General features: G+C 70.0%; 12 protein-coding genes. 4 read left to right on the top strand and 8 right to left on the bottom strand.

Annotated features, from left to right (window positions below; genetic code table 11):
• Nucleotides 1-19 precede the first annotated feature (19 nt).
• The 7 genes from ACZZY9_RS10545 to guaB all read right to left on the bottom strand — a co-directional run bounded on the left by ACZZY9_RS10545 (nt 20) and on the right by guaB (nt 9,061).
• Nucleotides 20-847, bottom strand: coding sequence for an SURF1 family protein (locus ACZZY9_RS10545; RefSeq protein WP_463464025.1), 828 nt, complete (start codon nt 845-847; stop codon nt 20-22).
• Nucleotides 848-892: 45 nt separating this feature from the next.
• The gene (locus tag ACZZY9_RS10540) at nt 893-2,416 is read right to left on the bottom strand and encodes a cation:proton antiporter (protein WP_463464024.1); all 1,524 of its coding nucleotides are present in this window, start codon (nt 2,414-2,416) and stop codon (nt 893-895) included.
• A 5-nt stretch (nt 2,417-2,421) separates the two neighbouring features.
• Entirely contained in the window at nt 2,422-2,952 is a 531-nt protein-coding gene (locus ACZZY9_RS10535) for a cation:proton antiporter regulatory subunit (RefSeq protein WP_192061069.1), read from the bottom strand.
• 190 nt (nt 2,953-3,142) lie between these two features.
• Nucleotides 3,143-5,002 carry a glycerol-3-phosphate dehydrogenase/oxidase gene (locus tag ACZZY9_RS10530; protein ID WP_463464023.1) on the bottom strand — a complete coding sequence of 620 codons (1,860 nt, stop codon included), beginning with the start codon at nt 5,000-5,002 and terminating at the stop codon, nt 3,143-3,145.
• 115 nt (nt 5,003-5,117) lie between these two features.
• Nucleotides 5,118-6,239 (bottom strand): GuaB3 family IMP dehydrogenase-related protein, encoded by a 1,122-nt coding sequence (locus ACZZY9_RS10525; protein WP_192061067.1) that lies wholly within the window; start codon nt 6,237-6,239, stop codon nt 5,118-5,120.
• Nucleotides 6,236-7,333, bottom strand: coding sequence for a type IV toxin-antitoxin system AbiEi family antitoxin domain-containing protein (locus ACZZY9_RS10520; RefSeq protein WP_463464022.1), 1,098 nt, complete (start codon nt 7,331-7,333; stop codon nt 6,236-6,238). Before ACZZY9_RS10520 ends, ACZZY9_RS10525 begins: the two co-directional genes overlap by 4 nt.
• Before the next feature lie 225 nt (nt 7,334-7,558).
• Nucleotides 7,559-9,061: an IMP dehydrogenase gene (gene guaB, locus ACZZY9_RS10515; RefSeq protein WP_463464021.1), complete on the bottom strand. Its 1,503-nt coding sequence runs from the start codon at nt 9,059-9,061 to the stop codon at nt 7,559-7,561.
• Nucleotides 9,062-9,341: 280 nt separating this feature from the next.
• Between guaB and ACZZY9_RS10510 the strand changes: the two genes are divergently transcribed.
• The 4 genes from ACZZY9_RS10510 (at nt 9,342) to ACZZY9_RS10495 (ending at nt 13,615) form a co-directional block, all read left to right on the top strand.
• Entirely contained in the window at nt 9,342-10,709 is a 1,368-nt protein-coding gene (locus tag ACZZY9_RS10510; RefSeq protein ID WP_243215248.1) for a branched-chain amino acid ABC transporter permease, read from the top strand.
• An 11-nt stretch (nt 10,710-10,720) separates the two neighbouring features.
• Nucleotides 10,721-11,707, top strand: coding sequence for a branched-chain amino acid ABC transporter permease (locus tag ACZZY9_RS10505; RefSeq protein WP_192061064.1), 987 nt, complete (start codon nt 10,721-10,723; stop codon nt 11,705-11,707).
• A gap of 70 nt (nt 11,708-11,777) precedes the next feature.
• Nucleotides 11,778-12,830: an ABC transporter ATP-binding protein gene (locus tag ACZZY9_RS10500; RefSeq protein WP_197981995.1), complete on the top strand. Its 1,053-nt coding sequence runs from the start codon at nt 11,778-11,780 to the stop codon at nt 12,828-12,830.
• A gap of 17 nt (nt 12,831-12,847) precedes the next feature.
• Nucleotides 12,848-13,615, top strand: coding sequence for an ABC transporter ATP-binding protein (locus ACZZY9_RS10495; RefSeq protein ID WP_371740764.1), 768 nt, complete (start codon nt 12,848-12,850; stop codon nt 13,613-13,615).
• 344 nt (nt 13,616-13,959) lie between these two features.
• Here ACZZY9_RS10495 and ACZZY9_RS10490 read toward each other — a convergent pair whose 3' ends face one another.
• On the bottom strand, nt 13,960-15,297 hold the full coding sequence (locus ACZZY9_RS10490) for an ABC transporter substrate-binding protein (RefSeq protein ID WP_463464020.1): 1,338 nt from the start codon (nt 15,295-15,297) through the stop codon (nt 13,960-13,962).
• Nucleotides 15,298-15,351 lie beyond the last annotated feature (54 nt).

Genomic DNA, 15,351 nt, shown 5'->3' with positions numbered 1-15,351 from the left:
GAGGCGCGGGCCGGGTGGGTCAGGAGGTCGCGTCGGCCTCGAGGCGGGCCTCTTCGGCCTCGTCGATCTCGCGCTCGTAGGCGTCGCGCACGAGGCGGAACCAGAGGAAGATCGCGAAGCCGGCGAACACGACCCACTCGATGGCGTAGAAGATGTTGAGCCAGTTCAGCGACACGTCGGAGGCCGGGGCCGGCGAGCTGATCTGCTCGAGCTCGCCCCAGCTGTCGGCCGCAACGACGTAGCCGCCGTAGACGGAGCCGTCGAAGTCGCCCCACTCGTTGACGAGGCTCGCGACCGAGACGACCGTCTCGCGGCCGTTCTCGAAGTCGCCGTCGGAGGGCGCCTCGCTCGGCGAGTACCGACCCGTCAGCGTCAGCTCGGTGCCCACGGGCACGTCGGACTCGGCCTCGGTCGCGTCGGACTCGTCGGCCGACCAGCCGAGCGCCACCGCCGTCGACGCCCCGTTCGCGTCGTCGACGAAGCGTCCGATCAGCCAGTAGCCCAGATCGCCGTCGTTGACGCGGTCGGAGATGACGCGGAAGTCGCCGGGCGCGAATTCGCCGGTCACGCTGACCATCTGACCGCCGACCCTGTCGTAGAACGGGGTCTGCGGCTCGGTCACGTCGGACAGCACCTTGACCGTCTCGGTCTCCGGGTTGGCGACCTGTCCGCTCTCGATGCTGCGCTCGAGCTGCCAGTGGCCGAGCCAGGCGAAGATGCCGGAGATGACCAGCGACAGCGCGAGCATCGCGATCCAGCGACCGCGACGAGCCACCTGCCACATGCTCTCGGGCAGAGGCGAGCCGTCGGGACCGGTCGTCAGGGGACGTTCGTCGGTGCGGCTCACGAACGGCATCGTACCGTCGGCCGCCGGTGACCCCGCTGGGTGCGCCTAGTACTCGGGGTCGCGCTGCCGGGTCGCCCGCTGGTCGGACTGCTGACCGGCCTGCTCGGCCCAGAGCGCGGCCTCGGAGGCGTCCATCTCGTCGAGGTCGTCGAGATCGTCGTCGTCGTCCGCCGCGCCGTTCGCGGTGCGACCGGCGGCGCCGCCGGGGCGACCGGCCGCACCCTCGGCGGCCGTCACCGCGGGGCCGCGGCGCCGCACGCGCTCGGTCTCGGTCTCGGGTGCGTCGTCGACCGACTCGGCGGCGTCCGGATCGGCGAGCGCCGCCTCCATCAGGGCTATCTCGTCGGTGCCGCGGGCCGCCTTCTCGCGGCGCCGACGCTCGATCTCCTCGCGCTCGGCGCGCTTGCGCGAGCGGAGCAGGACTCCCCCGATGCGCTCCGAGTTCGACGCGAGGAGCGGACCGACGACGGCCATGATCAAGACGTACAGACCGGCGAAGGGCTGCAGTCGTTCGTCGAGGCCCGCCCCCATCGAGAGGGTCGCCAGGATGAGCGCGAACTCGCCGCGGTTCTGCAGGATCGCCGCCGTGTTGATGCCGGCTTGCGGACCGAGCTTGTTGAGCCACGCGACGAACTGCCCGGCGACGATGTTCAGACCGACGGTGATGCCGATCGCGATCGCCACGGGCCCGAGCACCGTCGGGAAGAGCGCGGGGTCGAGCCCGAGCCCGAAGTTCAAGAAGAAGAAGGCGCCGAAGACGTCGCGCATCGGCAGGGCGAACTGCTCGATGCGGTTGCGGTAGCGGGTCGCCCCGGCGATCAGACCGATCAGGAACGCGCCGATGGCGTCGGTGACGCCCAGCACCTCGCCGAGGCCGCCGAACAGGACGGCGAGACCGAAGAAGAGCACGGTGAAGAGCTCGTCGTCTTTCGTGCGCATCAGCCGCGAGACGACCTTGCCGCCCCAGCGCGCGATCGAGAACATGATCACCAAGAACGCGAAGGCGACGACGAGCTTGAGGATCACCGGCAGCGGGTCCGTCTCGCCGCTCAGCACCACCGACACCACGGCGAGGTAGATCGCGATGAAGATGTCTTCGACGACCGTCACGCCCAGGATCATCGGCGTCTCGCGGTTCGCCAGCCGGTTGAGCTCGATCAGCAGCTTCGTCACGATCGCGCTCGACGACGTCGCCGTCATGCCGGCGATGATCAGGGCCTCGCGGGTGCCCCAGCCCAGCATGAAGCCGAAGACGAGCCCCACGCCCATGTTGACGAGGATGTAGCTGCCGCCCGAGACGATCAGCCGCCCCGCGTTCGAGAAGAACTCGTCCTGGTCGAACTCGAGACCGAGGTTGAACAGCAGCAGGATCAGCCCGAAGATCGCGATCAGCTCGATGCTGTCGCTCTCGAAGCTGAGCGGGAACCACCCCGTGTTCGTGCTGGCCAGCAGACCGACCAGCATGTACACCGGGATCGACGGGAGGCCGATCAGCTTGCCGGCCCTGCCCAGGACGTACGCGAGCAGCAGGAGGATGCCGAGGACGATCAGCTCTTCACCCAGGTGCACGGGCGTCAGCCCCCGGGAGGAGCGTCGACCGGCGACCGGTGCTTGAGTTCACCCGTGCGGTAGTACGAGAACGCCTTCGCGACCTTCTCAGGGGAACCCGCGACCACGAGCGTGTCGCCGGGGAACACCTTGAAGTCGCCCGACGGCGCGGGGTTGGCGGCGTCGCCGCGCACGACGGCGACGACCGTGAGGCCGACCACGCCCCGGGCGCCGAGATCGCCGAGGGGCTGCCCGGCGATGTGGTCGTCGTAGTCGACCGTGAACCAGTCGATGCTGAGACCGGGGATCTGATCGAGCGCCGAGAGCGACTCGGTGATGCGCGTGCCGCCCAGCAGCTCGGCGAGGGTGTGCGCCTCGTCTTCGCTCAGACGGAGCGACACCTTCGTGACGTCGGCCGCGTCCGCCTCGTCGCTGAACGTGATGAGGTCGCTGTGACCCGAGCGGTGTGTGATGACCCCGCACTTGCCGCCGTCGTCCGTGATGAAGGTGTGCAGTACTCCGACGCCGGGGAGCTTGACTCGACGCACGTCAACCATGGTTCGTCTCCAGTGCACTCGGGGGCAGTCGTCTCAGCCTAGCGTCGGGTGACGACGCCGAGGCCGGGCTGCTCACGGTGGGTGCAACGGCATGCCCGGGGGGTTTGTTCCCGGGTGGACGAGGAGGCGCGGCGACGGTCGCCCCGTCACCGCGCCTCCTGCAGGCCGGTCGCCCTGCGACCCCCGCGGCTCAGCCCGCGCTGCCGCCGGGGCGGTCGGCGGAGGTGTCGTCGCCGGGGGTGCCGGCGGGCTCGACGACGCTCTCGCCGGGCTCGGGCGCGCCTCCCTGATCGGCACCGGGCACCACCATGTCGTCTTCTTCGAAGCCGAAGGCGATGTCGGGGGCCTCGAGACGGACCCGGTCGGCCGACTCGTCGTCGGGCTCGAGCTGGCTGGCGCGCTCGGCCGCGACGCGCTTGAGGTAGTTCGCCACCTCGGCCTCGGCCTCGTCGTCGCTCCAGCCGAGCACGCCGGCCATCAGCTTGGCGGCGACGGGAGCGGCGGACTCGCCCCGGTCCCACGCCTCGATCGAGATGCGGGTGCGGCGGGCGAGGACGTCCTCGAGGTGCAGGGCGCTCTCGTGGCTCGCGGCGTAGACGACCTCGGCGCGGATGTAGTCGTCGGCCCCGGGGAGGGGCTCGGCGAGCGAGGGGTCGTCGCGGATGAGGTCGAGGATCTCGTCGGTCGTGGTGCCGTACCGGTTGAGCAGGTGCTCGATGCGGACCTTGTGCACGCCGAACGCCTTCGCGATCTTGCCGCGCTTGTTCCACGCCGCGTGGTACCCCTCGGCGCCGATCAACGGGATCTCCATCGTGGTACTCGACGGGATGCGGCCGTCGAGGGCCGCGACGGCCTCGTCGATCGCGTCCTCGGCCATGACCCGGTAGGTCGTCCACTTGCCGCCGGCCACGACGACGAGGCCCGGCACGGTGTGGGCGACGATGTGCTCGCGAGAGAGCTTCGACGTCTGGTCGGACTCGCCCGCCAGCAGCGGACGCAGACCGGCGTAGACGCCCTCGACGTCGGCCCGGGTGAGCGGCACGGCCATGACCTTGTTGACGTGCTCGAGGATGTAGTCGATGTCGGCCGCCGTCGCCGCGGGGTGGGCCTTGTCGAGGTCCCAGTCGGTGTCGGTCGTGCCCACGAGCCAGTGGCGACCCCACGGGATGACGAACAGCACGCTCTTCTCGGTGCGGAAGATCATGCCCATGTCGGAGTGGATGCGGTCGCGGGGCACCACCAGGTGCACGCCCTTCGACGCCCGGACCTTGAACTGGCCCCGCTCGCCGACCATGGCCTGCGTGTCGTCCGTCCAGACGCCGGTCGCGTTGACGACCTGCTTCGCCCGGATCTCGAAGTGCTCGCCCGTCTGGTAGTCGTGCGCCTTGACGCCGACCACGCGCTCGCCCACCTTGACGAAGCCCTCGACGCGGATGCGGCTGGCCGCGTGAGCCCCGTAGGCGGACGCCGTGCGGACAAGCGACGAGACGTAGCGCGCGTCGTCGACCTGGGCGTCGTAGTACGTGAGCCCGCCGACGACCGCGTCTTTCGACAGGCTCGGGATCGCCCGCATCACCTGCGTCTTGGTGAGGTGCCGGTGGTGCGGCACCCCGGGCGGACGCCCGCCCGTCCAGCTGAAGATGTCGTAGAGCGCCATGCCGGCGCCGATGTAGAACCGCTCGTAGACCGGCTTGCTCAGCGGGTACAGGAACCGCACCGGCTTGACCAGGTGCGGCGCGAGGCGCTGCAGCAGCAGCCCGCGTTCGATGAGCGCCTCGCGCACGAGCCGGAAGTTCAGCTGCTCGAGATAGCGGATGCCGCCGTGGACGAGCTTCGACGAACGACTCGACGTGCCCGAGCCCCAGTCGCGGGCCTCGACGATGCCGACGCTCAGACCCCGGGTGACGGCGTCGAGGGCCGAGCCGGCACCGACGATGCCGCCGCCGATGACGAGGATGTCGAGCTCTCTGGTCTTCATCACCTCGACGGCGGCCGCCCGTTCGTCGGGGCCGAGCTTCGTCGAGAGCGAAACGGACGCGGACCTGGCCATGCGAGCCTCCATCGTTGGATCGGAACCGGGACGCTCGTCGCGCCCACGGGTCCATCCAACGCCCCCACGGCCGAGCCCGCCATGAGGCGGCGCTCAGCTGGGGACGGCCGAGCGGCTAGTGCGGCTGGTAAGGGGCGACGACGACCTCGCTGCGCTGGAACTCCTTGAGGTCGCTGTATCCGGTCGTCGCCATCGAGCGTCGCAGGGCGCCGATCAGGTTCGCCTGGCCGTCGACCGTCTCGGCGGGGCCGTAGAGGATCTTCTCGAGCGTGCCGACCTGGCCGACGTGCACCCGGCGCCCCCGGGGCAGCTCGGGGTGGTGCGCCTCGGCGCCCCAGTGGTACCCGCCGCCGGGCACGTCGGTCGCCCGGGCCAGCGCCGCGCCGAGCATGACGGCGTCGGCGCCGCAGGCGACGGCCTTGACGATGTCGCCTGACGTACCGAGGCCGCCGTCGGCGATGACGTGCACGTAGCGCCCGCCCGACTCGTCGAGGTAGTCGCGGCGCGCCCCGGCGACGTCGGCGACGGCGGTCGCCATCGGCGCGTGGATGCCGAGGGAGGCGCGGGTCGTCGACGCGGCGCCGCCCCCGAACCCGACGAGCACGCCCGCGGCGCCGGTGCGCATCAGGTGCAGCGCCGACGTGTAGGTCGAGGCGCCGCCGACGATCACCGGGACGTCGAGCTCGTAGATGAACTTCTTGAGGTTGAGCGGCTCGGTCGTCTTCGACACGTGCTCGGCGGACACCGTCGTGCCGCGGATGACGAAGACGTCGACACCGGCGTCGACGACCGTCTGGTACAGGTCTTGGGTGCGCTGCGGGCTGAGCGAGCCGGCCACGGTGACCCCCGCGGCGCGGATCTCGGCGAGGCGGGCGGTGACCAGCTCGGGCTTGATCGGCTCGGCGTAGATCTGCTGCATGCGGGCGACCGTCTCGGCCTCCGGCAGGCCGCGGATCTCGGCGAGCACCGCCTCCGGGTCGTCGTAGCGGGTCCACACGCCCTCGAGGTCGAGGACGCCGAGACCGCCGAGCTGACCGATGCGGATGGCCGTGGCGGGGCTGACGACCGAGTCCATCGGCGCCGCGATGATGGGCGACTCGAACGTGAACGCGTCGATCGACCAGCTCACCGACACGTCGCGCGGGTCTCGCGTCCGTCGGCTCGGGACGATCGCGATGTCGTCGAATGCGTACGCACGGCGGGCGCGCTTGGATACGCCGATCTCTACCTCAGTCACCGGGCCACCCTACCGGAGGCGCGGCTCGTGCCCCCGGGTCGCTCGCGTCCGGTTCGCTCCCCCGCCGCTGGGCCCCCGTCAGCGGGCGAGTCCGGCGGAAACGGGCCACCGGAGGCGCCCGTCTCGATCGAACTCGCCCGCTTTCGCGCCTTCGACTCGGGTGAGACGCCCGCCCGGGCCAAGACCTCACCGAGGCGGCGGGTGTCGAGAGCCGTCGACCAGCCCCAGCGGGCGAACCCCTGCACCTCGGGCAGGGACCGGATCTCGTCTTCACGATGCTTCTCGTCGATGACGACCTGTTCGACGGTGCGACCGTTCATCACCGCCGGGTCGGTGTACTTGATGCGACCGTCGGATTCTCCGACCGCTCCTGCGTGCGGCCACCAGTTGTCGACGATGGCGACTCTCCGACCCGTCGCGTCGAACAGGGGATGCTGCAGCACGGGGTCGGGCAGCCCGAGCAGCCGGAACCCGACTCGGCTGACCGATTCCAGGGGCCCCGCCGAGAGCGGGGAGGCGAACTGCAGCACGGCGCGGACACGGGTCGCGCCTCGTGCGGTGTCGCGCGACGCGAATTCCTGAGCCAGCTGCTCGAGGGTGACCGCTCCGATGCGCAGCGCGTGATCGGTCATGACGACCGCCCGGAGGAACGACTCGGTCAGGCACACGTCGACCAGGGTCGTCTCGACGGGTGTCACCAGCACGCCATCGATCTGCGGCAGACCCGGCAGGTCGTAGTCGGAGCGGGCGTGCTTGACGAAGCCGTGCTCACGACGACTGCCTCCCGGCGGGGCCACGAGCACATGCACCACCGGCGGCGGCGCCCCCACGAGCGGCAGGCCGTGCAGCACCGCGGCCGAGAGATGGCTGACCACGACCCGGGTCCGGCACGCGGCCGCCGCGGCGACGACCGTCAGCCGATATCGCTCGTCGACTCCGAGCCGCCGCCACAGAGCGGATTCCACATACGCTCCCCGGCGGACGCCGACGAGTTCGCCACGCCTGCAGGCTCGACGGAGCTCGGCGTCGTCGAGCCCGAGAGCAGTGAGGTCGCGACTGAGGATGAGACCCGGGTGACGCGAGGTGAGGAGCATCGCCCCAGGGTGGCGGGCCCACGGGCGGTCGGCCGGTGGTCTCCGTCGCCCTGTGGACGGAGCTGAGTCGCCGCCTCCTGTGCAGGTCGCCTCGCGGGTCCCCTGTGCACATCCCGCGGACAGGCGAACGGGCGAGTCCGGCGGAGGCGGGCGTGGTGACACGACCGGCTCCGCCGGGCTCGCCCGTTCTGGGCAGCGCACCGCGCCGCAGCGCGGGGCGGCGGACTAGCGGCGGTAGTTGGGAGCCTCGACGACCATCTGCAGGTCGTGCGGGTGGCTCTCCTTCAGACCGGCCGCCGTGATGCGGACGAACTTGCCCTTCGCCTTCAGCTCGGCGACGGTGCGACCGCCGACGTAGAACATCGACTGGCGCAGGCCGCCGGTCAGCTGGTAGACGACGTTGCCCAGCGCGCCGCGGTAGGGCACCTGGCCCTCGACGCCCTCGGGGATGAGCTTGTCGTCGGAGGGCACGTCGGCCTGGAAGTACCGGTCTTTCGAGTACGACGTGTTCTTGCCGCGGGTCTGCATGGCGCCCAGCGAGCCCATGCCCCGGTAGTTCTTGAACTGCTTGCCGCCGACGAAGACCAGGTCGCCCGGGCTCTCGTCGCAGCCGGCCAGCAGCGAGCCGAGCATCACGGTGTCGGCCCCGGCGACCAGCGCCTTGGCGATGTCGCCCGAGTACTGCAGCCCGCCGTCGGCGATGACCGGCACGCCGACCTCGCGCGCCGCGAGCGACGCCTCGTAGACGGCGGTGACCTGGGGCACGCCGACACCCGAGACGACCCGGGTGGTGCAGATCGAGCCCGGGCCCACGCCGACCTTGATGGCGTCGGCCCCGGCCTCGATGAGGGCCTCGGCGCCCGAGCGCGTCGCGACGTTGCCGCCGATCACGTCGATCGCGGCGAACGACGGATCGGCCTTGATGCGGCGGATCATGTCGAGCTCGCCCGAGCTCTCGCCGTTGGCGGTGTCGACCACGAGCACGTCGACCCCGGCGTCGCGGAGCGCGCAGGCGCGCTCCCACGCGTCGCCGAAGAAGCCAATCGCGGCGCCGACCCGCAGCCGCCCCTCGTCGTCTTTGGTGGCGTCGGGGTACTTCTCGCTCTTGTCGAAGTCCTTGACGGTGATGAGACCGCGCAGCTTGCCGTCGGCGTCGACCAGCGGCAGCTTCTCGATCTTGTGCTCGGCGAAGATCGCGATGGCCGAATCGGGGTCGACGCCCTCGGGCGCCGTGATGAGCGGTGCCGTCGTCATGACCTCGCGCACGAGGGTGGTCTGCATCTCGAACGTCGACACGAAGCGCATGTCGCGGTTGGTGATGATCCCGACGAGCGTGCCGTCGGCCTCGACGACCGGGAGACCGGAGACGCGGAACTGACCGCAGAGGGCGTCGACCTCGGCCACCGTCGCATCGGGGCTGGTCGTCACCGGATTGGTGATCATGCCCGACTCGCTGCGCTTGACCTTGTCGACGTGCGCCGCCTGGTCGACGATCGAGAGGTTGCGGTGGATGATGCCGATGCCGCCCTGGCGCGCCATGGCGATGGCCATGCGCGACTCGGTGACGGTGTCCATGGCGGCCGACAGCAGCGGGACGGCCACGCGGATGCGCTTCGTCAACCGCGACGAGGTGTCGGCCTCGCTCGGGATCACGTCGGTGCGCCCGGGCAGGAGCATGACGTCGTCGTACGTGAGTCCGATGAATCCGAACGGATCCGGCTGGTCCATGAGTGCCCTTCGAAGGAGCGGATGGGGGGCGGTGTGCACCGGATCGCCGTCGAGTGCCGGTAGTCGATGTTAACCCTCGCCGCGCCTCCTGCATTCCGGAGCTCGACGGGTCGAAACGGCCGAGGAGGCGCGAGAAGGTCACAGAACAGCGACGATTTTTCGACTCTTGCCTGTGTCGTGCACGAAACATGGCCGACACACGGCGAAAGTAGCGTCACCAACGACGGTAGCCAGCGGCACCCGGGGCATCGCCCCGACTGGCACCTGTCCAGGAGGTTCCGTGAAACCCGACACGACCATCGCTCCGCCGACACCGTTGCGGCCAGCCCTGTTCGTCACAGTCCTGACGCTGCTGCTCGCACTCGCCGGCGCCTTCCTGTCCGTGATGATCGCGCCCGAGCCCGCCAGGGCCCAGGGCGGGGCGACCGCCTCGTGCACCGTCGACGACGCCACGGCCTGCATCCAGGGCAGCATCCGCACCTCCGAGGGCGAGCCCGCCTCAGGTGTCGTGCTCACCGTGACGGGGCCCGGCGGCTTCGAGGGCACGGCCGAGGTCGACGGCACCGGCCGCTGGGCCCTGCCCGTGACCGAGGGCGGTCAGTACACGGTCGCCCTCGACACCGACTCGCTGCCCGACGGCGAGTTCCTGACGAACGCCGAGCAGGACGAGCGCATGGTCAACGCCACGCTCGGCGCCAACGCCGGCGTCATCTTCCAGCTCAGCGCGACCGAGGGAGCCACCACCGGCGACTCGGCCGCCGCCTTCAACTGGGAGCGCGTCGGTCAGCAGCTCGCCTCGGGCATCCGCCTCGGCCTGCTGCTCGCGCTGGCGGCCATCGGCCTCTCGCTGATCTACGGCACGACCGGGCTCAGCAGCTTCTCGCACGGCGAGCAGGTGACCCTCGGCGGCCTCCTGGCCTACGTCTTCGCGAACCAGCTGGGCATGAACATCTTCCTGGCCGCGATGATCACCGTCGTGATCTGCGCCGCGACCGGATTCATCCAGGACTGGGCGATCTGGAAGCCCCTCCGACGGCGGGGGTTGAGTCTCACCCAGCTGATGATCGTCACCATCGGCCTCTCGATCGCGCTGCAGTACGCGTTCCAGTACTTCTTCGGCGCCGCGACCGTGCGGATCCAGACCGCGAACCCGTCGACGGTCACCCTGGCGGGCATCACCCTGACGGTGCAGTCGTATGTGGCCATGGGCATCTCGATCGTCGTGCTGGTGCTGACCGGTCTCTTCCTCACGAAGACCCGCACCGGTCGCGCCACCCGCGCCGTGTCCGACAACCCGGCGCTCGCCGCGGCCTCCGGCATCGACGTCGACCGCATCATCCGCCTGGTCTGGACCGTCGCCGCCGCCCTCGCCGGCCTCTCGGGCGTCATGCTCGGGCTCGTGCTGAACGGCGTCAACTGGATGACCGGTCTGCAGATCCTGCTGCTCATGTTCGCCGCGGTGACCCTGGGCGGGCTCGGGACGTCGTTCGGCGCCCTCGCCGGCTCGCTCATCATCGGCGTCATCGTCGAACTGACCAACCTGGTGCTGCCGGGTGACTTCAAGTACGCCACCGCGCTGCTGATCCTGATCGTGATCCTGCTGTTCAGGCCGCAGGGCATCTTCGGTCGCGCCGAGCGGATCGGTTAAGGGGACTACTCATGGACTACGTCATCTCACTGCTCCGTGCCCTCACCGGCGAGGCGCTCGCGCCCACCACGGCGGCCTTCGCCCTCGCGGCCATCGGCCTCAACATCCACTTCGGCTTCACCGGGCTGATCAACATGGGCCAGGCGGCCTTCCTCCTGGTCGGCGCCTACGGCTTCGCCATCTCGCTGACCAGCGGCCTGCCGATCGGGGTGGCCGTGCTGATCGGTCTGCTCTGCGGGGTGATCTTCGCGCTCATCCTCGGTGTGCCGACCCTGAAGCTGAGGGGCGACTACCTCGCCATCGTCACCATCTGCGCGGCGGAGATCATCCGCATGGTCGGCAGATCGAGCATCCTGACCGACGTCACCGGCGGCTCGAACGGCATCACCGGCTCGTCGTACCGCGACGCCTTCACCGCCCTCTCGCCCCTGCCCGACGGTCAGACCACGATCCTCTGGTTCACCTACGACAACAACGGGGTCAGCGGCTGGTGGATCCGCATCGTGGCCTGGGGCCTCGTCGCCCTGCTCTGCGTGATCGTGTTCCTGCTCAGCCGCAGCCCCTGGGGTCGTGTGCTCAAGGGCATCCGCGAAGACGAGGACGCCGTGCGCAGCCTCGGCAAGAACGTCTTCTCGTACAAGATGCAGGCGCTCGTCTTCGGTGGTGTGATCGGCTCGCTCGCCGGGATCATCTACGTGCTGCCCTCGTCGGTGCAGCCCGACGCGCTCGGCCGCTCGACGACCTTCTTCATCTGGACGGCCCTGCTGCTCGGCGGCGCCGCGACGGTGTTCGGGCCCGTGCTCGGCGCGATCCTCTTCTTCGTCGTGCGACTGCTGATCCGCACCCTGGCCGGCGACTTCATCCCCGCGAGCATCATGAGCAACCAACAGGCCGACCAGTTCTCGTACGTGCTCGTCGGCGTCGCCCTCATGTGCCTGATCATCTTCAGGCCACAGGGGATCCTCGGTAACAAGAAGGAGCTGTCGTTCAGTGTCTGAGACAACCACGACCGGTGGCCGCGCACGCAAGGCCGGCTACGACTACGACCGCGACGCCCTCCGCGCCAAGCTGACCGGCGTCGACCGCACCCCGGGCTCGTCGAAGCCCGACCCCATCCTGACCGTCGACAACGTCGTGCGTCGCTTCGGCGGCATGACCGCCGTCGACGTCGGACACGTGGAGGTGCAGCGCGGCGCGATCACGGCGCTGATCGGCCCGAACGGGGCCGGCAAGACGACCTTCTTCAACCTGCTGACCGGCTTCGACAAGGCCTCGTCGGCCCCCACCGCGTTCAACCGCGGCGAGGGCACGGCGAAGTGGGTCTTCGACGGCAAGCCGATGGGCAACGTCGGCGCCGCCAAGGTGGCGCGCGCCGGCATGGTGCGCACCTTCCAGCTGACGAAGGCGCTGTCGCGGCTGACCGTCATGCAGAACATGCTGCTCGGCGCCCGCGACCAGCCCGGCGAGAACTTCTTCGTCGGCATCGTCCCGCCGCTCTGGAAGGCCCGCGAGCGCGAGATCACGGCGAAGGCCGAAGATCTGCTGAAGCGGTTCAAGCTCGACGACAAGCGCGACGACTACGCCGGCAGCCTGTCGGGCGGCCAGCGCAAGCTGCTCGAGATGGCCCGCGCCCTCATGAGCGACCCCGAGATGATCATGCTCGACGAGCCGATGGCCGGCGTGAACCCGGCGCTGACCCAGTCGCTGCTCGGTCACATCCAGAGCCTGCGGGACGAGGGCACCACGGTGCTCTTCGTCGAGCACGACATGCACATGGTGCGCCACATCTCGGACTGGGTGATCGTGATGGCCGAGGGCAAGGTCGTGGCCGAGGGCCCCGCCGACACCGTCATGGACGACCAGGCCGTGATCGACGCCTACCTCGGTGCGCACCACGACACCGACCTGGGCGACGACTCGCTGCTGACGGACGCGGTGCTCGAGGAGCTCGAGCAGGAGGTGGCCGCAGAGGACGCGGCCCGCGCGGACGACGCGACCAGCGCCTCCTCGGCCACCGGCGGCGGCATCGCCGGACGCGACCTGCCCGGCTCACCCGACCCCTCGACCCCCGCCGCCACCAACGCGGCGGACGACCAGCAGACCGGAGACAAGAAGGCATGAGCGCCTCGACCACGCAGATGCACCCGGGAACCGAGAAGTTCGCGGGCATCGAACCGATCATGAACGCCAGCGACCTCGTGGCGGGCTACTTGCCCGGGGTCAACATCCTGAACGGCTGCGACCTGGTCTGCTACCCGGGCGAGCTGATCGGCATCATCGGCCCGAACGGCGCCGGCAAGTCGACCCTGCTGAAGGCGCTGTTCGGCCTCGTCAAGATCCACTCGGGCGCCGTCACCCTCGGCGGCGAGGACATCACGAACCTCAAGGCCAACAAGCTCGTGCAGGCCGGCGTCGGCTTCGTGCCGCAGACGAACAACGTGTTCCCGTCGCTGACCATCGAGGAGAACCTGCAGATGGGGATGTTCCTGCGCCCCAAGAAGTTCGCCGAGCGGCTCGAGTACATCTACGACCTGTTCCCGGTGCTCGCCGACCGTCGCGGTCAGCGGGCCGGATCGCTGTCGGGCGGTGAGCGGCAGTCGGTCGCCATGGCGCGCGCGCTCATGATGGACCCGAAGGTGCTGCTGCTCGACGAGCCGTCCGCGGGCCTGTCGCCGGTGCGCCAGGACGAGACGTTCATCCGCACCCGCCGCATCAACAAGGCCGGCGTCTCGGTGATCATGGTCGAGCAGAACGCCCGCCGCTGCCTGCAGATCTGCGACCGCGGCTACGTGCTCGACCAGGGGCGCAACGCCTACTCGGGTACCGGCCGCGAGCTCGCCGACGACCCGAAGGTGATCGAGCTCTACCTGGGCACGCTCGCGAAGGACGTCGACGACTCGCACTGACGCCGACGCGCCACCCGCATCGCCCGGAGGCCCCGCACGCTCGACGTGCGGGGCCTCCGTCGTGCCGTGGCGGCATCGTCCCGCCCCGCGCCCCCACGGTGGGCGGAAAACGCCGTTCCGCAGGCCGCCAAGGGCATCTTCTGACCACCGAAGCACGCACGACGCTGCGCCCCGCACGCGCACCCGTGCCGCGCCCCCAGGGTGGGCGGAAAGCGCCCCACGTGACGCCGCCAAGGGCCGTTTCCGACCACCCGGGCCGTGGTGCGGGCCGGCGGCGGCACCCGGGCGCACGACGGAGGCCCCGGCGCATACGCGCCGGGGCCTCCGCAGAAGAGGGGATCGGGTTACTGGACCGTGCCCTCGACCGCCGTCTGGTAGACGATCTTGTTGTCGCCGTCGAACTTGTAGATGCCGATGAAGGCGCTCGACGGGTCGTTCTGGTCGTCGAATGCTCCGATGCCCGAGGGGCCGGTGTAGGAGATGTCGTCGCCGGCCTCGATCGCCGTCTTGCAGTCGGCGAAGGTCGAGCACTCGGTACCGCCGTCAGCACCCGACACCGCGGCCATGTTGGCCTGGATGGTGCCGGAGTCCGTTCCGCCGCCCTTCACCGCGGCGAGCGCGGCGAGCATGGTGGCGTCGTAGGACTCCTGTGCGTACGAGTAGTCGGTCAGCGCCGAGCCCGCGCTCTCCTGGTAGTACGTGTTGAAGCGCTCCTGCAGGTCGGACGACGGGAACGCACCGGGGATGGTGCCCTGGGCGCCCTCGAGGGTGCCCGGGTCGAAGTCCTCGCTGTAGTCGGCCGTGTTGCCGTCGGACATGTAGATGGTGGTCATGTCCGCACCCTGGGCGACGAGCTCGGGGACGATCGACTTGGTCTCGTCGAACGCGAGGATCACGATCGCGTCGGGGTCGGTGGCCAGGGCCGCCGTCACCTCGGACGAGAAGGTGGTCTGACCGGGAGGGAACTCCTGGCCTTCGCCGGTGCCGCCGTAGACGACGGTGCCGCCCGAGGCCTCGACGGACTCCTGCACGGAGTCGCGGAGACCGGTGCCGTAGGTGTCGTTGAAGACGAGGAACGCGACGTTGGCGCGACCGTCGTTGACGATCTGGGTGCCGAGCGCCGACCCCTGGACGGAGTCCGGCGGCGCGGTGCGGAAGTAGTACGACGAGTAGCCGCTGAGCGAGGACGCCGTGTTGGCGGGCGAGATCTCGACGATGCAGGCGGCGGTCAGCTGGTCGATGACGTTCAGCGTGACGCTGGACGACTCGGCGCCGATCGCGACCGGGACCTTCGCGTCGATGAGCTGCGTCGCTGCGGCGCTCGAGACGGTGAGGTCGTTGCTGTCGCCGGAGTCGGTGCGGGGTTCGACCGTGACGTCCTGGTCGAGCACGCCACCGGCGGCGTTGATGTCCTCGACGGCGAGACCGATGCCGGCCTCGGCGGGCGGAGCGAGGTAGGCGAGGGTTCCCGTGTTCGGCAGGATCGTGCCGATGCGGAGCGCGTCCTGTCCGGGGCTGCTGGGAGCCTCGCACGATGCTGCGGGGTCGGCCTTTTGCGAAGCCGAAGGCGACGACGACGCGCCGTCCTCCGGAGTCGACGACGTCGACGAACAGGCGGCCAGCAAGACGGAGGCGGCCCCTGCGAGCGCCAGAGCCTTCAGGCCTTTGGTGGATCGGATCATCCGTAGTCCCTTTCGTGAAGCGCGGAGAGCCGGACCGACACTAGGCAGACGGTC

Source organism: Frigoribacterium sp. AC394, from assembly GCF_979258095.1.
This window is presented reverse-complemented; position numbering and strand designations above follow the sequence as displayed.